Raw genomic sequence first — 23937 nt, forward strand, 5'->3', positions numbered from 1 at the left:
TCACGGACACACTGCAGAAAGACATGCGTCAAGCTGGGCCGCGATGATGGCGGCCTCGTCGCTTCCCGGCTGTACTGCATGCATCTTTTTGGCGCTTTTACTGCTGTCACGTCAGGCATCACCCGCAAACCGAAGCTGGTGCGCGCGAAGCGAAGAGCCACCACGCGTATCGTCTTCTTCACCGCGCTGGTGCTGAGCAATGTTGCCGCGCAAGCTGCGCCGCGTCTCACCGATCTGCAGTACATCGGCAGCCACAACAGCTACCACGCCGGCGTTGCACCCAGCGAAGCGGCTGTGTTGAAGCACCTGGACCCGGCACTGTTTGCTGCACTGGATTACCGCCATACCGCATTGACGCAGCAACTCGACGCTGGCGTGCGCCAACTCGAACGGGACATCTTCGCCGATGCACAGGGCGGGCGCTATGCGCACCCGGCCATCGTCGCGCAGATCGCCAAGGCCGGACTGCCGGCCGCACCGGCAAGCGCGCCGGCCGGGGTGATGGAGACGCCGGGCTTCAAGGTCATGCATGTGCAGGATCTTGACCAGCGCAGCAATTGCCAACCCTTGATTGCCTGCCTGCAGGACATCCGCACCTGGTCGAAGCAGCACCCGGGCCATGTGCCGATCTTCATCCTGCTGGGAACCAAGCAGACGCCGATAGCGCTGGCGTTCCCCACCGTGTAACCCGAACCGTTCGACACGAAAGCGATGGATGCGCTGGATGCCGAACTGCGCTAGGTGTTCCAGCCCGATGAGTACATCAGCCCCGATCAGGTACGGGGCAGCGCGCGCACCCTCAATGCCGGCGTGCTCGCGCATGGCTGGCCATCGTTGGATCAAGCGCGCGGCAAGGTGGTGTTTCTGCTCGACCAACGCGCTGCAGGCGCCAGCTACCTGCCCGGCCATCCATCACTGCACGGCCGCGTGTGTTTCACCAATGCGGTGCCGGGCGAGGACGATGCGGCATTTATCGAGCGCAACGACGGCCCCGCCGATGACATCGCGCAGTTGGTCAAGGCCGGTTATCTGGTGCGTGCGCGTGCCGATGCCGATCTGAAAGAAGCGCAGCGCAACGACACCTCCCGGCGCGACGCCATGCTGGCCAGCGGCGCGCAATTGCTCAGTACCGATTTCCCGATCAACGAGCCGGCCGATAACGGCTACGTGGTGCGCTTCGATCACGCTGCCGTGGCGCGCTGCAATCCGCAGCGACCAAGCGTGCACTGCAGCGGCCTCGACCTGCGCCATTGAGCGCAGCGCCGCGCATACACGCGCCGGCTAACCCCACGCATCAGACCTGTCGCAATGGAAGGCGTCGGCGACCCAGGCCAGTGCCCGTTCACTGGATGCGGGCACTCCTTCCCACTTCCGCGAGCCCTGAGCATGCAGTCTTCCCGTCCCTTCCATCGCCTGAGCTGTGCCATTGCCGTGGTGCTTTCCGCACCAGCATTTGCACACGCTGCAGAGCTGACCACCACCACGTTGGATTCGGTCACCGTGCAAGCCACCCACGCCGAGGCACCGGGATCGCTGAATGAGCAGCGCCTGTCCAACAGCGTCAACAGCGTGATGAGCAAGCAGCAGATCGATGCGATCCCCTCCGGCGGCATTGCCGATGTCGTGGCGCACATGCCGGGTTTATCGGCCTACAGCGACATGCATCTTGGCCAGGCCACCACCGGCGAAAACGCCTACGTCTGCATCCGCGGCATGGATGCCAGCTACAACGCGTACACGCTCAACGGCTTCGGCATGCCGGAGACCGATTCGTCGACACGCGCCATTTCGTTGAACATGCTGGCACCGTTCGGCATCCAGTCGGTGCAGGTGTCCAAATCGCCCACGCCCGACATGCCCGGCGATTCGATCGGTGGCGCGATCGACATGCGCACCCCCAATGCGTTCGATTTCGACCGCGATGTGTATGCCAAGAGCACCGCGCAAGGCCAGTTCAACGCATTGGCCAAGCATCTGGGCGGCAAGCACGGCGGCGGTACCTTCCAGCAGGAGCTGGCCTGGAAGTTCGGGGGAAGGCGACGCCTTCGGGATCCACGCATCGGCTTATTACGGCAAGAACAACACTATGGCGCAGGCACCGGCGCCCAACAGCACATATGTGCCGGCAGACCCTGCGCCCGCCGCAGCCACCGACCTGCGTGATGTGGGCCCATTGATCAGCGCCCGCTACAACTACAGCCTGTACACCAGCCAGATCGAACGCCACGGCGGCAATCTGTCGCTGGATTGGCAAGGCGATACCAGCGCGCTGTATGCGCGTGCCATCTACGGCAGTTACGGCGTCACCGGCACCCAGGACCAGTCCAGCGCGCGCCTGGAAACCTATCGCAACCAACCCACGGCGGTGCGCGGTGGCTACTCCCGCCGCCGGGGGCACGCCGCTGAGCGCGATTCCCGGCCGCATCACCTACAACGCATTCGATGGTTACTACGCCGGGCCGTTCAAACTGCTGGATCGCGGCTGGATGCGCGCGCAGGCGCTGCCTTACAAATATATTGCCGATCCGAACGGCGCAGGCAGTTACACCGCCAACGACTACAACGCCAACACCACCTCCAGCACCGAGGCGATCTATTCCGGTTACGCAATGGCCGCGCTGCATATCGGCGCGGTGAGCGTGCTGCCTGGTGTGCGTTACGAGCTGACGCGCTACTCGGCCCAATCCTGGCAATCCAGCGGCGATGGCAGCGCCGGCAGTTTGGTCGGCAGCGGCAGCACCTATGGCAAGGTCTTGCCGGGCATCGGCATCAACTATCGGCCGAACGATCTCACCGTGTATCGCGCGGCGTTGCGGCGCAGTTTCAGCCGGCCGGCGTTCGGGCTGATTTCCGGCGAGACGGTGTATTCGATCGACGACACCCAAAGGGTGGTCGGCATCTCCAAGCCCAACCCCAACCTGCAGGCAAGCACTGCCGACAACGCCGACCTGTCTGCCGAGTTCTACGACCACACCGGCGGCGTGCTCAGCGCCTCGACGTACTACAAGCGCATCAGCGGCTTCATCTATACATCCCAATCGGCCACTGGCAACGACAACACTCTGGGCGGGCTGGTGCCGACCGGCACGACCTTCGAAAACGGCGTACCGGTGACCATGCCGCAGAACGGCGGCACCGCAACGCTCTACGGACTGGAGTTGGCAGCAAGCAAACGGCTGCAGCAGTTGCCGGGGCACTGGAGCAATCTGGGCGTCACTGCCAACCTCACGCTGCAACGCAGCCAGGCAGACAGCAAACGCAGAGATCAGCCGGAAAAGACCTGGCTACCGCGTGCGCCCGAGCGCATCTACAACCTGGACCTGTTCTACGACGATACGCATCTGCGCACCGACCTGAGCTACAACTACACCGGCCTGCAATTGCTGGGCTTGACCAGCGACCGGCTCAACGACTACCTGCAACCGGTGAAGTCGTTGGACTTCAATGCGACCTACCATTTGCCGCACCTATCGATGTCGGTGTCTCGGCCAAGAACCTGCTCAACGCCGCCACGTTCTACGAAACCCAGGGCAAGTCCAAGCGCTACATGGCCTACGACCCCAGCGCCGATGGCGCTTACGTGCAGACCGGGCGGGTGTACCTGCTGACAGTGGGCCATACCTACTGACCATCGGGCCAGGGCGGTAGGCGACCAGGCGGGTGCTCTTGCACGTGGGCGCACAGGTCATCGGTCGATTGTCTGCGCATGATGCAGGCGGTCGGCCTCCGATCAATGCTGCGAGGTCGAGGTCTCGCAAGCCAGCCTTCATGACCCGCGTGCAACGCGGTGGCGTCGTGAGGACCGCCGCGCAACCCGGAACCGCACAGCCCTCATCGAGCAAGGACCGCAGCGCCATCGCGCCTCAGTCAGTCCGGGTGCAGCCATTTCACGCAGCAAACGCAGGCCGCTACGGCACTGTGCGCGCTTGCCTCTTTGCGGACCTGCACATGCCCCCTCGCTCTTACGCTCGCGTCTGTTTGCTCGCCCTGTCGTTGAGCACTTCGTTGTCTGCGCTGGCACAAGCACCGCAAGCTGCGCCTGCTGCCGCCCCTGCGCCGACGGCGACGCCTGCCGCAAAAGCCGTCGCCACCGGCCCACGCTCGGACCTGCATGCGCAGGTGCTGCTGGACCGCGCGCATTTTTCCCCAGGCCAGATCGATGGCGAACGTGGCTCCAATCAGAAGCGTGCGGTCTCCGGGTTCCAGGCCGCACACAACATCAAGGTGACCGGCGAACTGGACGATGCCACCTGGCAGGCCTTGCAGGCCGACAGCACACCGGCGCTGGTGCACTACACGCTCACCGATGCCGATGTTGCCGGCCCGTTCCAGGCGATTCCCAAGGGCCCGGCCGAACAAGCCAAGCTGCCTTCGCTCGGCTACACCTCGGTGGATGAATCCCTGGGCGAGCGCTTTCATGCCGACCCTGCGTTGCTGCGCCAGCTCAACCCCGGCGTGGATCTGAGCAAGGCCGGCAACGCGATCCAGGTTCCCAACATCGACGGGGTTGCCCCGCTGGCCAAGCCAGCCAAGCTGGTCGTGGACAAATCCGACTCGACGCTGCGGCTGTTCGATGCCGACGGCAAGGTCTATGCGCAATTCCCGGTGTCCTCCGGCAGCAAGCACGATCCGCTGCCGATCGGCCGCTGGAAGATCCTGGGCACCTCGCGCGACCCGGTGTTCAAGTACAACCCCAAACTGTTCTGGGACGCGAAAAAAGGCGATCAGAAAGCCACCTTGCCATCGGGCCCGAATAACCCGGTCGGCCGCGTCTGGATCGATCTGTCCAAGCCGCATTACGGCCTGCACGGCACCCCGGAACCCGGCCACGTCGGCAAGACCGAATCGCATGGCTGTGTGCGCCTGACCAACTGGGACGTGGTCAACCTGGCCAGCGTGGTCGGCCCGTCGTTGCCGGTGGTGATGCAGGAGTAAGCATGAAACTGCTGATGATCTTGGTGATCGGCATGCTGCTGGGTGCAGCCGGCTATTGGTGGCTGGAACGCACCGCACCCGAGGCAAACGTAGCGCCGGCATCCAGCGCTGCCACTATCGCCAAGGACCCCACTGCGGCAGGTTCCGCATCGGCGGCATCGGCGGCATCGCCTGCTCCGGCGCCCACGGCGGCCCCCGCGGTTGCCGCTGCGCCAGCACCCGATGCCGCGCCAACCGGCATGCCCGTGGCAGCAACGCCGGCGCCTGCTGCCGAGACCACGGCACCGGGCAGCGGCCTGCTGATCCCGGTACAAGGCATCGGCGCCAGCCAGCTGCAGGACACCTATACCGATGCGCGTAGCGAAGGCCGCGTGCACGATGCCATCGACATTCTTGCGCCCACCGGCACCCCGGTGGTTGCAGTGGCCGACGGCACGGTGGAAAAACTCTTCAACAGCGAACGCGGCGGCCTGACCGTGTACCAGTTCGAGCCCGGCGGCAATTATTGCTATTACTACGCGCATCTGGAGCGCTACGCCGACGGCCTGGCGGAGACACAATCGATCAAGCGCGGTCAGGTCATCGGCTACGTCGGCAGCACCGGTAACGCGAATCCCGCCGCACCGCATCTGCACTTCGAGATCCATCGGCTGGGGCCGGAAAAACAATGGTGGAAGGGAGACCCGTTGAATCCCTACCCGGTATTGCATGGCGACCAGGCCTTGCAGTGAGACAATTGCCCGAGTGGATGTCGCCAAAGGCCTGTGTAGTTTGCGCAGGCCTTTTTTATGGGCAGTTCTTGCCAACGGCAAGAAGCGGCGTCGATCCGATCGATCTGTCTATGTATCCGGCTTGCCCACGCTGTAGGCAGCGCATGAAACGCACAAAAAGGCATCCGCATACGAGCGCTGCGATCTCAGTGAGCGACGTAGCGCCCTTTGCGGTTGAACCGCCACCCTTAGCGCTGCTGACAGGAACGTAGCGAGCAGTCACCGGATGAGTGAGGCCGACGCGCAGCAACCGGCATGCACGCGTGGCACATGCCGCACTGACATCGGCCGCGCCCGCAAGTCGGTAAGCGCAGTCGGTTCGTAAGTCGCTTAAATCAACATCCCTCCAGAGACTTCGATACGTTGCGCATTGATCCAGGCAATGCCCGGTGCAAGCAATGCGGCCACCGCCGGCCCGATGTCGTCCGGCAGCCCGGGGCGACCCAACGCGGTGACCGAGGAAACCATTGCATCGACCTGCGCGTTGTCGCGCAGGAAAGACGGCCCCTTGAGATGGATGGCAACCAAGCCATCGAACTGCGCCGGCGTGGTGTCGGCGAAGGACGCGTGCAGGCCGGTCCCGGCGTTGTTGACCAGCGCATCGAACTGGCTGGGTCCCCAACCAGCCAGCACCTGCTTCAGCTGCGCGAAGGCGGCAAAGGGATCGGCGTCGGCAACATCGAGTTGCAACGCGTGCGCGCGCCGGCCGTGCTTGTGGATCTCTGCCACCACAGCGGCGGTCTCATCGGCCTGGCTGCGGTAGGTCAACGCGATGTCGCTGCCATCGGCAGCGAGCGCAAGCGCCGCGTTGCGGCCCAAGCCGCGGCTGCCGCCGGTAATCACAGCGATGGGTGCAGTGGTAGTGGTCGACATGCGTGTGTTCCGCCAAGAAGGAGCACCTAAGCTATTGCGCTTGCGACGCCGCATAAATCGACTCACCCTGATTGCACCGTTCAAGATCACCGACCGATCGATGGACACCTTGGAGTCGCTGCGGGCGTTTCTGCGCGTGGCCGAACTGGGCAGCTTCACTCGCGCCGCCGACACCCTGGGGCTCCCCAAGGCCAGCGTCTCGACCGCCGTGCAACGGCTGGAAGCCTCGCTCGGTACCCAGCTCCTGCATCGCACCACGCGACGCGTGCAGCTTACCGGCGACGGCACCGCGTTCTAATCAGCGCAGCCGCGACCTGCTAGACGACACGGACCAATTGCAGGGCATGCTCCAGCGCGAACGCAGCCAATTGCGTGGGCGCCTGCGCGTAGACATGTCCACCGGCATCGCACGCAACTTCGTGATCCCCGTCTTGCCGGCATTTCTGGCGCAGTACCCGCAGGTGGATGTGGTGCGCGAGGGCTTTGATTGCGTGCTGCGGGTCGGCACGCTGGAAGACACCAGTCTGGTGGCGCGCCCGCTTGGCGCATTTCGCATCGTCAGCTGCGCCAGCGCAGCGTACCTCGCCGAGCCCGGCACGCCGGCACTGCCCGGACGATCTGGCCCGGCACGATCTGCTGCATTACGCGCCCACGCTGGGCCAGTACTCCTCGAGCTTCGAGTATTACGACGGGCAGGCGTATCAACTGCTGCCGATGCGCGGCCCGGTAACGGTGAACAACGGCGATGGCTATCTTGCTGCCGCACTCGCGGGGCTTGGCATCATCCAGGCACCGGCCAGCCCGCTACCCGCGTACCTGGACAGCGGCCCACTGGTGGACATCCTGCCCGAGCTGGCTGCCGAACCGATGCCAGGGACGCTGTTCTACGCACAGCGCCGACATCTGCCGCAACGCGTGCGCGCCTTCATGGATTGGGTGGCAGAGGTGATGGCACCGCATCTGCAGCCGCTTATGCAGTGAACAGCACGCGCCATAGCGCAGCCCGACGCGAGCGAGCGATGGAGTCATGCACAGCCAAGCTCGGTAGTGCATGCCTCGCAGCGCACCCGCAACGTCGTTGCTGGCCAGTGTCTTGCGCGGTTGTTGTTGCGACGACACAGCGTGCTGCAAACCTGCCTGTCGGTGAGTGCAGTGATCGCGCAGAAAATCCTCCTGCGCGATAGCCGCAAGCCGTAGCAAGTCGGGTACATATAAATCGGGCGCACATAAAAAAGCACAGGCATCTCTGCAAGATGCCTGTGCCACGTACCAACCACATCGAGCCGGCCAAGCGCCCGATGTCGTTCCCAATCAGAACGTGTAGTTGAAGGTCAGCATGCCGTTGCGCGATGCGCCCCACGCGCCGTAACCACCGTTGAACTGCGCGTAGTAGCGCTTGTCGAGCAGGTTATCGACGTTGAGTTGCACCGAGAACTGCGGCGACAGGCGATAGCGTGCGAAGGCGCTCACCAAGGCATAGGCGCTCTGCTGGAAGGTGCCGTACACCGGGTCCACGTAGTACGACCGGTTCTGCCAGTTGACGCCACCGCCGACGGTCAGATCGCTCCATGCACCCTGCGGGGTGTAGCTGCTGAACAGTTTGATGGTGGTGCGCGGCAGATGCGTGTTGATCGATGTGCCGCTGTCGTCGCGCGCGGTGTAGTGCGAGGCGCCAAAGGTGGCGTTCCAGCCCTGGGTCAGGCGGCCGGAGAGCTCAAAGTCGAAGCCTTCGCTGACCACACCGCTGGCAGCCACGAACGCGGACTCGCTGCTGCCCGGCACGAAACCGCCGGTGGCCACGCCAAGGTTGTCCTGCTCGATGCGGAACACGGCCAACGAAGCATTGAGCTGATCGTCGAACCATGCGGCCTTGACGCCGGCTTCGTAGCCCTTGCCGCTCAACGGGTCCAGGTAGCCGCCATTGGCATCGCGCAGGGTCTGCGGGTTGAAGATTTCGGTGTAGCTGACGTAGGTCGACCACACATCGTCGATGTCGTACACCAGACCGGCGTACGGAGTCACTTCGGTCTGCGTGTCGGAGAACGGTACGAGCCCCTGCACCGCATCGAAATTGCGGCCATCGATCTGCCAATCGGTATAGCGTGCGCCCACCAACAGCGTCAGCGGGTCGGCCAGCGAGAAGCGTGCAGCCACGTAGGCGGCCTTCTGCTTGATGGTGCCATCGCTCTGCACCGTGCGCGGGCTCCAGTTGGGTTCCGCGTACGCGCCGTTCCAGCCGAGGTAGCTGTCCAGCGGCGCCGGGAAATCGAAGGTGCCGTTGTTGACGTATTCGCGGCGGTTGTAGCTGGCGCCGGCCACCAGATGATGCTCGCGGCCGAACAGCTGGAACGGGCCCTCCGCATAGACATCGGCGCCATCGGCCTTGCGCTCGGTCAGGTAGTTGCCCGAATACGGCACCACGCCGCCACCGGTGGCGCGGTCGAAGCCGAAGATCGTATAGAACGGATAGAACAGATGATTGGCCGCTTCGGTCTTCTCATGGCTCAGATTGGCCTTGAGGTTCCAACCGTTGTCGAAGCTCTGCTGCAGGCTGGCGAAGGTGCGCTGCAGACGCGTATCCCAGAACGTCCAGTCGGCCGCCGGGTTGAACGAGCGGTCGTAGTTGGTGCGGGTGCCATCGCTGTAGAACAGCGGGAAGCCGCCCCAGGTGACATCGTTCGATTCCTTCTTCTGGTACTCGTAGCCCACGCTCAGCAAGGTGCTGTCGGTGAGGTCGGCATCGATGATCGCCGAGCCGATCTTCTTGCGCAGGCCGTAGCGGTCCATGTCGGACTCGCCATCCTGATACACGCCGATCACGCGCGCGCGCACGGTGCCTTCTGGGCTCAGCGGCACGGTGACATCGGCCACACTGCGGGTCTTGTTGAAATCACCGCCGCCGACCGACACGGTGCCGGTGAAGTCGCGGCTGAGCGCGTGCTTGCGCACCAGATTGATCGAGGCCGACGGATTGCCCGAGCCGGTGAGCAGGCCGGTGGCGCCGCGCACCACCTCGACGCGGTCGTACAGCGCCACGTCCAGCGCCGAATCGCCATAGCTCCAGGCCTGCTCCATATAGGCCGGGATACCGTCGAACTGGTAGTTGTCGATGTAGAACCCGCGTGCGAAGAATTCCAGCCGCTCGCTGTCGCTCTGCGCCACCGAGATGCCGGTAACGTTGTTGAGCACGTCGGTGATGCTCTGCAGGTTCTGGTCGTCCATGCGGTCGCGCGTGATCACGGTGACCGACTGCGGAATCTCGCGCAGCGCCAGGTTCATGCGCGTGCCGGCGGTGGTCTTCTCCACCGTATAGCCCTTGGCCTGTTCGCCCTGCACGATCATCCGGTCCAGCGTGGTGACCTCGGCATCGGCGGCGGCAACGGGCGTCTCGGCCAATGCCTGGCCAGCGGCCAGCGTGCACAGCGCAGCGAACAGCGCGCGCGGCAGGGCATGACGACGCGCGCCCATGGAAACATGACGCAACTCGGTACTACGGATCATCGGGAACTCCAACGCAGACGGAATCAGACCACGCGCTGCGAAGACGCCGCGCCGGCAACAAGGGGGAGGAAGCGGTGTGCCGTACCAGCGGCACCGCGCTATTTTAATGGGAATGATTCACATTTTAAATAGCTGGGTTGACATTTTTTTAGCATTTTCTTGACATAAGCAAGCGCTACCTGGATCGGAGCGCATTTCGCAGGATCTGGTCCAGCGGAGATCAGCAAGGCCTACTTCGATGGTCTTTCTGCCCCGAGCAAGCAATTCCTGCTGCTGCCACGCACCGGGCACGATCCCAACCCGCCGATGATGGAGGCACAGTTGAAGGGGCTGACCAGAATCCGCGCCTCGGCGCTGGCCAACGACGCGCACCGAAGCACACCACGCTTCCGTTGAACGATGACGCATCGCGCATCGCTCACGAGGCTCAACAAAAAAGCCGGCTTTCGCCGGCTTTTTCTTTCAAGCACCACGCAAGGCCTTACAACGCCTTGGCTGCCGCAACCACATGCTCGGCGGTGATCTTGAAGTACGCATACAACTGGTCGGCCGGCGCCGAGGCGCCGAAGGTGTCGATGCCGACGACATCGCCATCCAGGCCCACGTACTTGCGCCAGAAGCCGGTCACGCCCGCTTCCACCGCAACACGCTTGCGCACTGCATTCGGCAACACCGATTCGCGATACGCCGCATCCTGGCGGTCGAACACGTCGGTGGACGGCATCGACACCACACGCGTCTTCAGACCAGCGGCGTCCAGGGTCTGCTTGGCTTCCACCGCCAGCCCGACTTCCGAACCGGTGGCGATCAGGATCACGTTCGGCGTGCCACCTTCGGCATCGGCCAGCACGTAGCCACCGCGTTCGATCAACTTGATCTGCTCGGCGCTGCGCGGCTGGTGCTGCAGGTTCTGGCGGCTGAACACCAGGCAACTCGGGCCGTCCTTGCGGGTGATGGCCGCTTTCCAGCTCACCGCCGACTCCACCGCATCGCCCGGGCGCCACACATCGTTATTGGGGATGTAGCGCAGCGAGGCCAGGTGTTCCACCGGCTGATGGGTCGGGCCGTCTTCGCCCAGGCCGATCGAGTCGTGCGTGTACACGTGGATGGCATGTGCCGGGTTCAATGCGCTCATGCGCACGCCATTGCGCGCGTAATCGCTGAACACCAGGAAGGTGGCATCGAACGGAATGAAGCCGCCATGCAGCGCCAGGCCATTGGCAATGGCGGTCATGCCGAACTCGCGCACGCCGTAATACACGTAGTTGGCGTCCGGGTCGTCGGTGGCCACCGACTTGCTGGCCTTCCACAAGGTCAGGTTGGAATGCGCCAGATCGGCCGAGCCGCCGATCAACTCGGGGAGCAACGGCGCAAACGCTTCGATCGCCAACTGCGAGGCCTTGCGCGAGGCGATGGTCTGGCCGTCTTCCTGCGCCTTGGCGATGTAGGCATCGGCCTTGGCAATGAAGTCGGCCGGCAACTCGCCGTGCGAGCGACGGGTGAGCTCGTCGGCTTCGCTGGCGTACTGCTTGCTGTACTTGTCGAACAGCTGCTCCCACTCGGCCTGACGCAGGGTGCCGGTGCCGCCGGCGCGCCAGCCGGCGTAAATTTCTTCGGGAATTTCGAACGGGCCGTACGGCCATTCGAGTGCCTTGCGCGCGCCTTCCAGTTCTTCCTTGCCCAGCGGCGCGCCGTGCGAGGATTCCTTGCCGGCCTTGGTGGGCGCACCGAAACCGATCTTGGTGCGGCAGCAGATCAGCGTGGGCTTGTCGCTGTTTTCCAGCGCGGCCTCGATGGCGGCCTTGATCTTGTCGGCATCATGCCCGTCCACGTCGCGGATGACGTGCCAGCCGTACGCCTCGAAGCGTGCCGGGGTGTTGTCGCTGAACCAGCCGGCGGTGTTGCCGTCGATGGAGATCTGGTTGTTGTCCCAGAACGCGACCAGCTTGCCCAGGCCCCAGGTGCCGGCCAGCGAGGCGGCTTCGTGCGAAATGCCTTCCATCAGGCAGCCATCGCCCATGAACACCCAGGTGCGGTGATCGACGATCTCCAGCTCCGGGCGGTTGTAGCGCTGCGCCAGCAATTTCTCGGCCAGCGCAAACCCGACCGCATTGGCAAAGCCCTGCCCCAGCGGACCGGTGGTGGTCTCCACGCCGGGGGTTTCGCTGCGCTCGGGGTGGCCGGCGGTCTTGCTGTGCAACTGACGGAACTGCTTGAGCTGCTCGATCGGCAGGTCGTAGCCGGACAGGTGCAGCAGCGCGTACTGCAGCATCGAGCCGTGGCCGTTGGACAGCACAAACCGGTCGCGGTTGAACCACTGCGGGTTGTTCGGGTTGTGCCGGAAATAATCGTTCCACAGCACTTCGGCGATATCGGCCATGCCCATCGGCATGCCGGGATGGCCGGATTTGGCGGCTTCGACCGCGTCTGCGGCGAGAAAACGGATGGCGTTGGCCAGCTGGCGGCGGGTGGGCTGGGTCATGGGCGTCTATGGAAGCGGAGGGGAACACCGCTGGAAGCGGAGCCCCGTATTCTCCCACACAGTGTGTGACTAGGGCCGGGACCCGGGACCCGGGACCCGGGAAGCCTCGTCTCTATTTAGCGGATGTCAACACGCGTTACGGCAATCCCTGGATTCTCGGCCCTGCCAAGACATTTCAGATACGGATGCCGTCGGCCGCTCATCGCACTGCTTAGGCATTCGCGGGTCCCGGGTCCCCGGTCCCCGGTCCCGGCTCCCCTTTGGCCACCAAGGTCGTCAGCGCCAGATCCCCGGTCACGTTCAACGCCGTGCGGCACATGTCCAGGAAGTGATTGACGCCCAGGATCATGCCGATACCCACCGGGTTGACCCCGACCATGGCGCAGATCAGCGCCACCACCGGTAGCGAGCCGGACGGCACGCCCGCGGTGCCGATACCGCCCAGGATGCACACCAGCATCACCATGAACTGCTGGCCGATACTCAGGTCCACGTTGAAGAACTGCGCCAGGAAGATCACCGTCACGCCCTCGAACAGCGCGGTGCCGTTCTGGTTGGCGGTGGCACCCACGGTCAGCACGAAGCGTGAAACGCGTGGCGGCAGGCCCATCTCGTCGGCCACGCGCAGCGCGGTCGGCAGGGTCGCGTTACTGGACGCAGTGGAGAACGCCATCATGGTTGCCTGCTGGGTCTGCTTGAAGAAGCCCAGCGGCGAGCGCCCGGCAAACTTCACCGCCAACCCGTAGCTGACCACCATGTGCAGGCCCAGCGCCAGTACCACCACGCCCACGTAGGCGCCCAGCCGGATCAACAGATCGAAGCCAAACAACGCCGCCAGGTTGAACATGAAGCAGGCCACCGCATACGGCGCCAGGCGGATCACCAGCCCGATCAAGGTCATGGAAATTTCGAAGATGCCTTCGATGCCGCGCCTGAGCGTGGCGACCTTTTCATCGGCGGTCAGCACCATGCCCACGCCGAACATCACCGCAAAGAACATCAGCGACAGGATCGCGCCATTGCTGGACGCGGCGGCAATCACGTTGTTGGGCACGATCGACAGCAGCATGTCCATCCCCTGCGGCTGGGTGCCGGAGCTGGAGATGATCTCGCGGGTGCGCTCAGCGTTTTCCTGGATCAGCTGATTGGCCAGCTGCGGGTCCACGCCGGCACCGGGCTTGAGCACATTGACCAGCACCAGGCCCAGCAACACCGCCACGCCGGACAGCACCACGGTATAGCCCAGCGTGCGCCACCCCACGCGGCCCAGCGCACGGATGTCGCCCATCTCGGAAATGCCCATCACCAGCGCCGAAAACAGCAGCGGCACGATCAGCATGAAGATCAGATTGAGGAAGATCTGCGAGAACGGCGTGGTCACGTACTTGGTGGCCAAGCCCACCCACTCGGCATCACTGCCGGCCAGGTAATAAACGGCCAGACCCAACAACAGGCCAACGGCGAAGCCAATCCCCATCTTCCAATGCAGGGGCAGGCCCGGGCGGCGCGCGGCTGGGGATGCAGTCATCTGGTCGGCCTTGTTCTGGACACAAAGACCGGAGCTTAACAAACGCCATGGATGCGGCCACCTACCCGGGTGCACTTGCGCGCCTGCTACGGGTAGGTGCCCCTCTCAGCAGGTGCGCCTCTCAGTCATGAGGGCGCCGCGCCAGACAACTACTGGGTGCTTGTTGAACACGTTGCGCACCGACCAACTCCCCTGGTCCTTGCCCGCTCACCGTCGCGGGACCCTTGGCGGCATGGATGCCGCCACGGAGCTTACATGGACGTACTTGCAGCGTGTCCTGCGATGGTGGGCTGGCAAGGGCCTTGCAGCAAACGCAAAGACGTCGAGTGCGCGGTGCTCTCACCGCTCGTGGGACACGCCGTCAACCCGTCCATGGGGCTCGGTGGCGGCATCCATGCCGCCAACGGTCCCGCAATCGGCGAGGACACCGCACCAGATAGTTGGCTGGTGGTTTTGTGAAGAGCGAGGAGCGCGTCGCGGCTTGCCGGTTGCTCGTTGAAAACCATGCACACCGACCATCCCGACTGGTCCTTGCCCGCCCACCGTCGCGGGACCTTGAGCGGCATGGATGCCGCGCCAGAGCCTCCAGGGACGGATTCACGGCGTGTCCTGCGATGGTGGGCGGGCAAGGGCCATGCAGCAGACTCGCAGCAGTAACTTTTTTCTCGGCGACACGGTTTTCAAACCAGGCGCATGGAGCTCAAAAAACCACTGCGACGTAAAGGTGATAACCATCGTCGCCATCGATCGACGTCGATTCATCGCAGCCGATCAAGACACCGGCGGATACAGCGGCGCCAGCACTTCGGGTTCTGCTGCGCTTGCATGTTGCCAGCGGGGGCCCTTGGCGAACGCTTCCCGCAAGGCTGCGCGCGCGCCGGCCACATCGCCGTCGCCGCCCCAGCGCGCGCGTTGCATGCGCGCCACGGCTGCCCGCTGCGCCGGGTCTGCCAACGCCGCCAACACCGCGTCGATATCGGCAACACCGGCCATGCCACAGAGCACGACTGCCACATCGTCCATTCCGCCGGTGTCCAACGCGCGTCGCAGCTCGGCCACGCCATGGGTTGCACGCTTGCCGGGCATGGGCGTGGCGCCAACGCTTGTGCCGTCAACACTGTTTGGCATGCCGCGCCGACGTCGCAACGCCCATACCAACGTCACGACCCACAACAGTGCGAAGCCGGTCGCCGCGGCAATCCATCCCCACGGCCGTTGCATAGCAGCGGACTGCTGCTGCAACGTCAGCGTACCGGCTGTTGGCGCAGGCGCCGCGTCGTTGATTGCCGGACGACCCGTTGGCGCCGGTGCTGGCGGTGGCGCGGCAAAGGCCCCGCTGCCGGCTGCAACATCCAATGTCAGATCCGGCAACGTCGCAGTCTTGGCCGCCGCTGCGGCCACATCCCACCACGCCACCTGCAGACCGGGGACTACCAAGGGACCGGCGCGGTTGGGCACGATCGAATAGCGCCGGGTCAACCGCAGTTGCGGCGAGCCGTCCACGAAGCGTTCTTCGAACTGCGCCGGCTCGGCGAACACCTGTGCGTCTGGCACGCTTGGCGTGGGCAATTCGGGGAACTGCGCCTGCGTGGCACCGCGCGCACTGGCTTCCACCACGAGTTGCGCCGCCTCACCGGCGGTGGCCCGCTGCGGCGTGGTCGTGTAGCGCAACTGCAGGCTGCGCAGCGGCAGCCAGGGCTGTGGTGCGTTGGCCGGCTGCGCGCGTACCTGCAGCGGAATGCTGGCGCTGCGCGCACTCAGCTCTCCGTTGCCGCGACCGAAGTAATCGTCGAAGAACCCGCCAACCGAACGCCCATTGAAACGGGCCGGCGGCAGCAGCAGACGCCCACTACGTTCGGGCACCAACAGATAGCGCCGCTCCACCACGTTGTACTGGCGCCCGTTGAGTACCTTGACCGAGCTGACGTCATCGCCGACGCGCTGCATCGATGCACCATCGGGAGCCTCAAGATCCAGCTCGCCCGATGCCAGCTGATTGGCGAAGTACAACCGCACCACCACGCCCACGCTCTGCTGCACGTAAGGCTGGGGGTCGTCCACCCGGGTTTCGACGAAAGCCTCTTCATTGCCCTGCGCCGCACTCGGCCCGCCGGCAGCGCCGCTGGAATTGCTGGCGGCATCGTTCGCCGCCCCAACCACCTGCAGGCGCAGGGGTTCGGTGCGCTCATTGCCCACCCGTATCGCCGGCACGATCAGTTCACCACTCTTGCGCGGCGTCAGCACCACACCGAACAAGGCACGCACCGTCACCGAACCGTTGGTCACCTGCATCTGCTGATTGGCGCTCTTGGCGCCCAACGAAAAATCGGTGCGCAGCGGCGTGTAATCCGGATCGACGCCGCGTTGGTCGGTTTCGATGTTCAACATCACCACGTCGCCAGCACTGGCGCTATCGCGATCAAGCCGTGCGCGTGTGACCGCACCGGCTGGTGCGCCAACCAACAGCATCATGCTGGCCAGCATGCCGATCGCCGCGCGACGCAAATGGTGTCTGCCGATCATCGTCCGTCCCGTTGCCTGCGTTCGTATTCCAGCCTGAATTTGGTGCGTAGCAGGCTGCCCGGATCGTCCGGCACCCGCCGCAGCCACGCATCCACCGCCTGGCGTTGCTCGCGCTGTTCCGGCGTCTCGCTTGCGGCGGCGGCCTCCTGCTCGCCGCCTTGGCCCGTCTGCTTGTCGCCCGCCTGCGCCATGGCCTGTTGCATCTTGCGACGCTGCGCCTCATCGGCCTGCTGCTGCGCCTTGGCGTCGGCAGACTGCGGTGGCGAGCTCTGCTTGCTCTGCTCGCCTTGCCCGTTTTTGGATTGCGCATCCTGCGACTTGCCGTCCTGCGGCGTCTGCGCGTCGGAGGGCTGCTGCTTGCCGTCCTGCGGCTTCTGCCCATCCTGGCCGGATTGCGTGTCCTGCTGATTCTGGCCCGACTGCTGTTGCCCCTTCCCATCCTGGCCGGGTTGTTTCTGATCCTTGGACTGGCCTTTGCCGTCCTTATTGTTCTGCTGCTGACGCTTGCGCGCCGCATCGACCGCCGCGCGGTTGGCGATGGCATCTTGCTGATTCGGATGTTGCTTGAGCGCACGGTCGTAGGCTGCGATCGCCGCGTCGTATTGGCCTTGTCGCGCCAGCGCGTTGCCGAGGTTGTACAGCCCCTCATCGGTTGGCACCGCTTCGAATGCCTTCTGCGCCGCCGCAAAATCGCCCTTGCGGTACGCCTGCACGCCGGCATCCAGGCGCTGTTGCTGCACCTGGTCGGCACGTTGCCACAAGGTGCCTTCCGCAGCGCGCGCGGGCTGCGCCAGCGGCAGCACGCAGACCATTGCCAGCACCGCCACCACCGCGCGGCGTCGAAACGCCAGCAGAGCCAACAGCATCACCGGCATCACCAGCCAATAGCCTTCGTCGAGCCAGGTCTTGCCACCATCGGACTCGGCGGTTTCATCTGCCAGCGGCTGTTGCGACGGGTCGAGCACACCCAAGGCGCGCAGATCCGCATCGTCCGGTGCGATGCGCGCATACCGGCCACCGCCCTGCCCGGCCAGGTCGCGCAGGCTGCTTTCGTCGAGCTTCGCCTGCATGATCTCGCCGCTGGCCGTGCGATACGCGGCGCCGCGCTCGCCGCCCACGCCCAGCGCAGAGACAGCGAATCCGCGCGAACGCGCCACCCGTGCGGCGCTTTCGGCGGAACGATCGGCACTATCGCTGACCAGCAGGATCTCGCCCTGCTTGAAACCGGCTTGCTGCAGCAGCTGGACGGCTGCATCGATGGCCCGGTCCGCGCGCTTGCCGTCGACCGGCATGACCGACGGCGACAGCGCATCCAGAAACAAGGCCACATTGGCGCTGTCTTCTGTCAATGGCGCAACCGTGAAGCTCTCACCCGCATAGACCAGCAATGCAACTTCGCCACCGGCACGTTTGCGCAGCAGCGTCGCCAGCTTGGCACGGGCCTGCAGCAGGCGCGATGGCGGCAGGTCGGTCGCGTTGGCACTGGACGACAGATCCAGCACCACCACCAGCGGCATGCTGGATTGATACACCGGGCGCTCGGTCTGGCGCCAACTCGGCCCGCTCATGGCGACCACGGCCAGCGCGTAGGTCAGCGCGGCCAGCACGAATCCCAGCCATCCGCGCCGACCACCGGAGACCAGCAATGTCGACAGCAGGTGCGCATCCACGCTTTGCCGCCAGACATCGGCATCGCGTCGGCGCCAGTGCCACAGCGCCGCCGCCGGCACGATCGCCAGCAACGCCCACAACAGCGTCGGGCGCAGCAAATGCAGCGACTGCAGCGACACTGCCACTTCGGTCAGCGCATTCATCGCCACCTCCGCGGCAGCACATAGGCCAGCAACGCAATCGCGATTGCCGCGCCCAAGGGCCAGTAATAACGCTCCACGCGCGGTTGCACCGACGGGCCAAGCCCCTTGACCGGTTCCAGCCGATCCAGCTCGGCATAGATGCCGGCCAGTTCTTCGGTATCGCGGGCACGGAAGAAGCGCCCACCGGTCTGCTGGGCAATCTTGCGCAGCCCGTCTTCATCGATATCGTCGTTGCCACCGGCCGGAATCGGCACGCCGAACAAGGAATAGCCGCCGCTGCCGCCGAACGCGATGGTATGCACGCGCACGCCTTCGGCCTTGGCGAGTTCGGCGGCTTTCAACGGATTGAGCACGCCGGCAGTGTTGACGCCATCGGTGAGCAACACCACCACGCGTTCGCCCTGCTTTTGTTCGCGCAGACGCTTGACCGACAATGCGATCGCATCGCCAATCGCGGTTTCGCGCCCGGCCAGGCCCACCACGCTATCGGCCAGTTGATCGCGCACGGAGGTCAGATCGGCGGTCAATGGTGTCAGCGCGTAGGCGCGTTGACCGAACACCAGCAGGCCGACGCGATCGCCATCGCGCCGATCCAGGAAATCCGACAGCACGGCTTTGGCAGCGGTCAGTCGATCCACCACCTTGCCGCCGAGCACCATGTCCGGCTCGCTCATGCTCCCCGAAAGATCCACCGCCAGCATCATCTGGCGCGCCTCGCGCGGTGGCTGGATCACCTCGCCCAGCTGCTGCGGGCGTGCAAGCGCCGCACACAACAGGAACCAGCCCAGCCACGCCAGCCACCGCGGCATCCGCAGCGCCGGCATGCTTTTCGCTTGCGCCACCGCCTGCAGCTGCTCCGCATACGGCACGCGTAGCGCGGCCGCATTGGCACGAGGTTGCGGCCAAAACCACATCAGCAACGGCAACGGCATCAACCACCACGCCCACGGCCAGGCGCAGTGGGCCAGCGCGTCCTGCCATTGCGACCATTGCAGCCAGTTCATCGCCGGCCCCGCATCAGCGCTACGAAGCGCTGCCGCGCCAGCGCTTCCACCGCAGGCAGATCGCTCACTGCAGGGGTGCGTTGAAAGCCGCCTTCCAGCACGGCACGGCCAGGGCCCTGCGAAAACAGCTGGTCCTTGCTCTTGCGGCCATCCAGAAACTGCAACCAGGCATCGCCCTGCAAACGGTCGGCCTGTGGATCGACCCGGCGCGCCGCACGCCGCAGCAGCATCGACACCGCCGCAAGACGCTGCGCGGGCGTGGCGGCACTCTGCAATTGCGCATCGAAGGCAGCCAGCCAACGGCGCTGCCGCTGACGGCGTCGCCACCACCAGACCCACGCGCTGCCCAGCACCAGCACAATGACCGCGATCACCAGCCACCAGCCGGGCGCCAGCGGCCACCACGACGGCGACGACGGCAGATGGACATCACGCAGCGGCAGCGATTGCGGCGTCATCGTCAGCGCCTCTGCACGACGGGGCTGCCGCCCAACCAGGCATCGCTGGCATCGTCGGTCGACAATCGGTGCAAACGCACGCCACGCGCCTGCAGCAGCGTGCTCAGCCGCTCCAGCGGCGCGACGAATTCGGCATGCCAGCGCGCGCGTCCGGCCTGGCTGGAGAGATCGATGGCGACCCGCTCGCCGCGCACATCGAAGGTCAGTGCACGCGCAGGCGGGGCCAGCTCCAGTGGATCCACCAGCACGATCACCACCACCTCGTGATGCAAGGCCAGCCCCGACCAGCGCGTGGCAGAAATTCCATCGGCACTGCGCGCATCGGCCAGCACGGTCAGTCGTGCGCCGGGGCGCAACAGGCGCGCTGCATGATCCAGCGCCACATCCAACCCGGCATCGCCGGAGGGCGGTTGCGCGTACCAACGCGCCAATGCATCCAGCACCGGCAACACGCCACGCTGGCCGGAACGCGGCGCAATCGGCGCCTCGCTGGCGGTGCCGCGCAATGCCGCAATCCGGTCGCCCTGGCGCTGCGCCAGCCATGCCGCCACTGCGCCGGCGCGCGCCGCCTGTACCGACTTGTAGCGCACCCGCGTGCCGAAGAAGAGCGCAGGCGAGGTGTCGGCCACGATCAGACTCAAGCGCTCGCGCTCGGCCTGAAACAACTTTGTGTGCGCACGTCCGGTACGTGCAGTCACGCGCCAGTCGATATGCCGTGCATCGTCGCCGGCCACGTACTCACGCGACTCGGCGTATTCCATGCCGCGCCCGCGCGTGGCCGCAGGCACCGGCCCCACCAACCCATGCCGACCGCGCCCGGGTTGGCCGCGATGAGCCGCGGTGCCGCGCAACGCAATCAACTCTGCAAGCGTCGGGCGCAGACCATCGCCGGCAACAGGCGACGGCGTGGTGGAAGGGGGCGAGAACGGCATCGAAGACATCGGTGTCTGGCGGGAGGGCGGCATACCTCAGCGACGCTACCCGATCAGGGCAGCGGAATCTTTTCGAGCAATGCAGCAACCAGGCGTTCGCCATCCCAGCCTTCGGCCGTGGCCTCGTAGCTGGGCAGCACGCGGTGCCGCAGCACGTCCGGGGCAATGGCGCGAATATCGTCCGGGGTCACGTAGTCGCGCCCGGCAAGCCACGCACGCGCACGCGCACAACGCTCCAGCGCGATCGAACCGCGCGGGCTTGCGCCCCAGGCAATCCGCCGCGCCAAGGCGGGGTCGTAACGCTGGGCGTCGCGCGAGGCGAGCACGATTTCGATCAGATAGCGTTCCAGCTGCGGCGCCAGATGCACGTCCAGCACCACGCGCCGTGCGGCAAAGACATCTTCCAGCGGAATCTTGTCGGGCACGGTCTCGTGCTTTTCCAGCGTGTCGCGGGCCGCCTCACGTGCCAGACGCAGGATTTCCGCCTCGGCGTCGGCCTGCGGATAGCCGATGCGCACATGCATCAGAAAGCGATCCAGCTGCGCTTCGGGCAACGGGAACGTACCCTCCTGCTCGATCGGGTTCTGCGTTGCCATCACCAGGAACAACTGCGGCAGCGCATAGGTATGACGACCCACAGTCACTTGCCGTTCGCCCATCGCTTCCAGCAACGCCGACTGCACCTTGGCCGGTGCGCGATTGATCTCGTCGGCCAGCAGAATCGGGTGGAAGATCGGCCCGGGCATGAACTCGAAACGGCTGTCCTGCGGCCGCCAAATCTCGGTACCGGTCAAGTCGGCCGGCAACAGATCCGGGGTGAACTGCACCCGCGCGAAATCTGCTTCCAGCCGCGAGGCCAGCGCGCGGATCGCGGTGGTCTTGGCCAAGCCCGGCGCGCCCTCCACCAGCAGATGACCATCGGCCAGCAAGGCGATCAGCAGCCGTTCGACTAATGCCGACTGCCCAACGATGCGCTGCGCCAGCGACTCGCGCAGCGAGGTGAATTGACGATGCAGCCGGTCCTCGGCGGGCGCGGCAACGGCTTCGGGGGGTAGCAGTGGCGGTGCGTTCATAGGTCCAGTGTGACCGATCCGGACGCGATTGGTTCACTTGGCGATGGCTAGAGGTTCAGTGAGTGACCGGGTTCATGCTGACTGGCATGCAAAACGCGGAAGGCCAGGCATGCCCGTGACATGCCTGGCCTTCGGCAGTACCGATGTGGTGCCGTATTAGCGTACGGCAGAAGCCACGCGCAGCACTTTCGGTGTAATGAAGACCAGCAACTCTGCCTTACTCTTGCTACGGCCCCGGCTCTTGAACAGATTGCCGAGGAACGGCACGTCGCCCAGGAAAGGAACCTTGTTGACACTTGCGCGATCAGTGAATTCGTACACGCCGCCGATCACAACCGTCTGCCCATCGTCCACAAGCACAGCCGTGTTGATTTCGCGGCGGTTGATCGATGGCACTGTGCCGTAGTTCGGCAGTTCGATCAGCTGATCAACTTCGTCCTTCTTGACATTCATGTTGAGAAAGACGCGATTGTCGTTGGTGATCGTCGGCGTCACCTTCAGCTCCAGCAGCACCTCCTTGAACTGGACGTTAGGCGTTGCTGCTTGACCGGCGGTACCGCCGGTAATGGTCACATAACCGATTTCGCGACCTTGCTTGATAACACCTTCGCGCTGATTGGAAGTAACGATGCGAGGATTGGAAATCACCTCACCGCGGCCTTCTTGCTGAAGTGCAGACAGTTCAAGGTCCAGATTGAAATTCGAACCCAGGAGCGTGTATGCAAGGCTTGGGGCGGTGGCGCCGCTGGTGAACGCGCCGGTTGGCAGATTCACGTTAAGTCCTCGTCCTGCAGCAACGCCGCCACCGGTTGCACCACTGCCGATCGTTGCAACATTGTCACCGTAAGTATGGGTTCCACCCAGTCCGAACTTGGCACCCAGATCGCGTGCGAATGTATCGGTCGCAATCACGATGCGACCTTCGATCAGCACCTGATCCACCGGGCGATCGATATGCGAGATCAGCTCGCGCATCTGCGCGACCTTCTTGGGAATATCGCTGATCATCAAAGTGTTGGTGCGTTCATCAGCAACCAAACGTCCGCGTGGTGACAAAAAGCCATTATCTTGCTGACCGGCACCACCTTGTCCGCCCTGACCGCCACCACCACCGCCGATCCCCTTGGCCTCGGTCAGCGCTTTAAAGATCACCGCCGCATTGTGGTAATTGATCTGCACGTAATCGGTGATCAGATCTTCGCGATTCTCGATCGCGATACGCGCGTCTTCTTTATCCTGCTCGAACTTGGCCAGCTCCGGTTGCGGGGCGACCCACACCACGCCGCCGTCGCGGCGCTTGTCCAGACCCTTGGCACGCAGCACGATGTCCAGCGCCTGGTCCCACGGCACATTCATCAGGCGCAGCGTGACGTTGCCCTGCACGGTGTCGGAGGCGACGATGTTGAGGTTGGATTCCTCGGCGATCAGCTGCAGCACGGTGCGCACCGGCACGTCCTGGAAGTTGAACGTCACCGGGCGGCCGGCGTAGCCGCGCGCCGCAATCTGCGCGGCGGCCTGCGTGACCGCTGCAGCACTCACGCCGCCAACGGCCGGCTGGCCCTTGCGCGGGGTGATTTCCACCACGTATTCGTTGCCGGTCTGGTAGGCCAGCGAGTCGAAGGCGCCCTTGGTCGACAGCACCAGCTGCGAACCGGAGCCGGACGGCTTCACTTCCACGCGCTGCACCGGCGTTGCGAAATCGGTGACATTGAGCGGGCGTTGCAGCTCGGCCGGCAGCCTGGCGTTGCTGATGTCCACCACCACGTTGTCGCCCTGCGTGCGCAGGTCCGGGCTCGCGCCCTGGCCGTCGAACTGCAGGATCAGACGGCCAGCGCCGTCTTGGCCGCGTTTGAAATCGATCTTGGACACCGCCAGGCTCGCCGGAGCGGCCTTGGCCGGGTCCTGCGCAGGCTGAGTCAGCGCCGCCGCAGCGAACGCGCCGCCGCTCGCCAGGGCCAGCGCGAACCCCAACGCGCAGGCCTGGAAGATCGCGTGGCGTCGAACCGGACGCAGCCGCTGGGCATTGGAAAACGTCATCGTGCTA

At 64.8% G+C, this 23937-nt stretch carries 14 protein-coding genes, 1 other RNA gene and 4 pseudogenes; 7 read left to right on the plus strand and 12 right to left on the minus strand.

Translation table 11 applies throughout. The features are described from left to right. The first annotated feature begins 78 nt into the window (after positions 1-78). From M3O59_RS16070 to M3O59_RS16085, 4 genes and pseudogenes are all read left to right on the plus strand, one after another. A pseudogene (locus tag M3O59_RS16070) lies at positions 79-1254 on the plus strand (phosphatidylinositol-specific phospholipase C1-like protein). 132 nt (positions 1255-1386) lie between these two features. Further along, positions 1387-3628, plus strand: a pseudogene (locus M3O59_RS16075) (TonB-dependent receptor). Between the two features lie 377 nt (positions 3629-4005). After that, positions 4006-4935, plus strand: coding sequence for a L,D-transpeptidase family protein (locus tag M3O59_RS16080; protein ID WP_181920473.1), 930 nt, complete (start codon positions 4006-4008; stop codon positions 4933-4935). 2 nt (positions 4936-4937) lie between these two features. Beyond that, positions 4938-5666, plus strand: a complete 729-nt coding sequence (locus M3O59_RS16085) for a M23 family metallopeptidase (RefSeq protein ID WP_116905227.1) — start codon at positions 4938-4940, stop codon at positions 5664-5666. Positions 5667-5900: 234 nt separating this feature from the next. Here the strand turns inward: M3O59_RS16085 and M3O59_RS16090 are convergent. After that, positions 5901-5977, minus strand: a non-coding RNA gene (locus M3O59_RS16090) — sX9 sRNA. Positions 5978-6035: 58 nt separating this feature from the next. Further along, positions 6036-6578 (minus strand): SDR family NAD(P)-dependent oxidoreductase, encoded by a 543-nt coding sequence (locus M3O59_RS16095; RefSeq protein ID WP_116905228.1) that lies wholly within the window; start codon positions 6576-6578, stop codon positions 6036-6038. A 34-nt stretch (positions 6579-6612) separates the two neighbouring features. Between M3O59_RS16095 and M3O59_RS16100 the strand changes: the two are divergent. Further along, positions 6613-7559 (plus strand): annotated as a pseudogene (locus tag M3O59_RS16100) (LysR family transcriptional regulator). A gap of 330 nt (positions 7560-7889) precedes the next feature. Here M3O59_RS16100 and fhuE read toward each other — a convergent pair. Next, entirely contained in the window at positions 7890-10079 is a 2190-nt protein-coding gene (gene fhuE / locus M3O59_RS16105) for a ferric-rhodotorulic acid/ferric-coprogen receptor FhuE (protein ID WP_116905229.1), read from the minus strand. Between the two features lie 210 nt (positions 10080-10289). Between fhuE and M3O59_RS16110 the strand changes: the two are divergent. Next, positions 10290-10475 (plus strand): annotated as a pseudogene (locus M3O59_RS16110) (hypothetical protein); the annotation flags it as partial. Positions 10476-10560: 85 nt separating this feature from the next. On the opposite strand, the gene tkt reads toward M3O59_RS16110, so the two are convergent. Continuing rightward, positions 10561-12561, minus strand: a complete 2001-nt coding sequence (gene tkt, locus M3O59_RS16115) for a transketolase (RefSeq protein WP_116905230.1) — start codon at positions 12559-12561, stop codon at positions 10561-10563. Positions 12562-12772: 211 nt separating this feature from the next. Next, complete coding sequence (locus tag M3O59_RS16120; protein ID WP_095522230.1) at positions 12773-14089, minus strand: dicarboxylate/amino acid:cation symporter; 1317 nt, start codon at positions 14087-14089, stop codon at positions 12773-12775. Positions 14090-14344: 255 nt separating this feature from the next. On the opposite strand from M3O59_RS16120, the gene M3O59_RS16125 reads away from it, so the two are divergent. Then, positions 14345-14548: a hypothetical protein gene (locus M3O59_RS16125; RefSeq protein WP_249046889.1), complete on the plus strand. Its 204-nt coding sequence runs from the start codon at positions 14345-14347 to the stop codon at positions 14546-14548. 312 nt (positions 14549-14860) lie between these two features. Here the strand turns inward: M3O59_RS16125 and M3O59_RS16130 are convergent, their stop codons facing one another. The 7 genes from M3O59_RS16130 to M3O59_RS16160 all read right to left on the minus strand — a co-directional run bounded on the left by M3O59_RS16130 (position 14861) and on the right by M3O59_RS16160 (position 23930). Then, positions 14861-16612 carry a BatD family protein gene (locus M3O59_RS16130; protein WP_116905231.1) on the minus strand — a complete coding sequence of 584 codons (1752 nt, stop codon included), beginning with the start codon at positions 16610-16612 and terminating at the stop codon, positions 14861-14863. Beyond that, positions 16609-18426 (minus strand): VWA domain-containing protein, encoded by a 1818-nt coding sequence (locus tag M3O59_RS16135; RefSeq protein ID WP_116905232.1) that lies wholly within the window; start codon positions 18424-18426, stop codon positions 16609-16611. The genes M3O59_RS16130 and M3O59_RS16135 overlap by 4 nt, the downstream gene beginning before the upstream one ends. Further along, positions 18423-19430 (minus strand): vWA domain-containing protein, encoded by a 1008-nt coding sequence (locus M3O59_RS16140; RefSeq protein WP_116905233.1) that lies wholly within the window; start codon positions 19428-19430, stop codon positions 18423-18425. The genes M3O59_RS16135 and M3O59_RS16140 overlap by 4 nt, the downstream gene beginning before the upstream one ends. After that, positions 19427-19888 (minus strand): DUF4381 domain-containing protein, encoded by a 462-nt coding sequence (locus tag M3O59_RS16145; protein WP_116905234.1) that lies wholly within the window; start codon positions 19886-19888, stop codon positions 19427-19429. The genes M3O59_RS16140 and M3O59_RS16145 overlap by 4 nt, the downstream gene beginning before the upstream one ends. Before the next feature lie 2 nt (positions 19889-19890). Next, entirely contained in the window at positions 19891-20853 is a 963-nt protein-coding gene (locus tag M3O59_RS16150; protein ID WP_147308447.1) for a DUF58 domain-containing protein, read from the minus strand. A gap of 20 nt (positions 20854-20873) precedes the next feature. After that, positions 20874-21893, minus strand: coding sequence for an AAA family ATPase (locus M3O59_RS16155; RefSeq protein ID WP_064629444.1), 1020 nt, complete (start codon positions 21891-21893; stop codon positions 20874-20876). Positions 21894-22049: 156 nt separating this feature from the next. Then, a complete protein-coding gene (locus M3O59_RS16160) occupies positions 22050-23930 on the minus strand; it encodes a type IV pilus secretin PilQ (RefSeq protein ID WP_116905236.1) in 1881 nt (626 codons plus the stop codon). Between the last annotated feature and the right edge of the window lie 7 nt (positions 23931-23937).

It is taken from the genome of Xanthomonas nasturtii (assembly GCF_023337365.3).
GTDB lineage: Bacteria > Pseudomonadota > Gammaproteobacteria > Xanthomonadales > Xanthomonadaceae > Xanthomonas > Xanthomonas nasturtii.

Excerpts from the sequence above, each read along its gene's own strand:
- M3O59_RS16085 (WP_116905227.1), top strand. The coding sequence starts at position 4,938 with ATGAAACTGCTGATGATCTTGGTGATCGGCATGCTGCTGGGTGCAGCC.
- M3O59_RS16095 (WP_116905228.1), bottom strand. The coding sequence starts at position 6,578 with ATGTCGACCACTACCACTGCACCCATCGCTGTGATTACCGGCGGCAGC.
- fhuE (WP_116905229.1), bottom strand. The coding sequence starts at position 10,079 with ATGATCCGTAGTACCGAGTTGCGTCATGTTTCCATGGGCGCGCGTCGT.
- tkt (WP_116905230.1), bottom strand. The coding sequence starts at position 12,561 with ATGACCCAGCCCACCCGCCGCCAGCTGGCCAACGCCATCCGTTTTCTC.
- M3O59_RS16120 (WP_095522230.1), bottom strand. The coding sequence starts at position 14,089 with ATGACTGCATCCCCAGCCGCGCGCCGCCCGGGCCTGCCCCTGCATTGG.
- M3O59_RS16125 (WP_249046889.1), top strand. The coding sequence starts at position 14,345 with ATGGACGTACTTGCAGCGTGTCCTGCGATGGTGGGCTGGCAAGGGCCT.
- M3O59_RS16130 (WP_116905231.1), bottom strand. The coding sequence starts at position 16,612 with ATGATCGGCAGACACCATTTGCGTCGCGCGGCGATCGGCATGCTGGCC.
- M3O59_RS16135 (WP_116905232.1), bottom strand. The coding sequence starts at position 18,426 with ATGAATGCGCTGACCGAAGTGGCAGTGTCGCTGCAGTCGCTGCATTTG.
- M3O59_RS16140 (WP_116905233.1), bottom strand. The coding sequence starts at position 19,430 with ATGAACTGGCTGCAATGGTCGCAATGGCAGGACGCGCTGGCCCACTGC.
- M3O59_RS16145 (WP_116905234.1), bottom strand. The coding sequence starts at position 19,888 with ATGACGCCGCAATCGCTGCCGCTGCGTGATGTCCATCTGCCGTCGTCG.
- M3O59_RS16150 (WP_147308447.1), bottom strand. The coding sequence starts at position 20,853 with ATGCCGCCCTCCCGCCAGACACCGATGTCTTCGATGCCGTTCTCGCCC.
- M3O59_RS16155 (WP_064629444.1), bottom strand. The coding sequence starts at position 21,893 with ATGAACGCACCGCCACTGCTACCCCCCGAAGCCGTTGCCGCGCCCGCC.
- M3O59_RS16160 (WP_116905236.1), bottom strand. The coding sequence starts at position 23,930 with ATGACGTTTTCCAATGCCCAGCGGCTGCGTCCGGTTCGACGCCACGCG.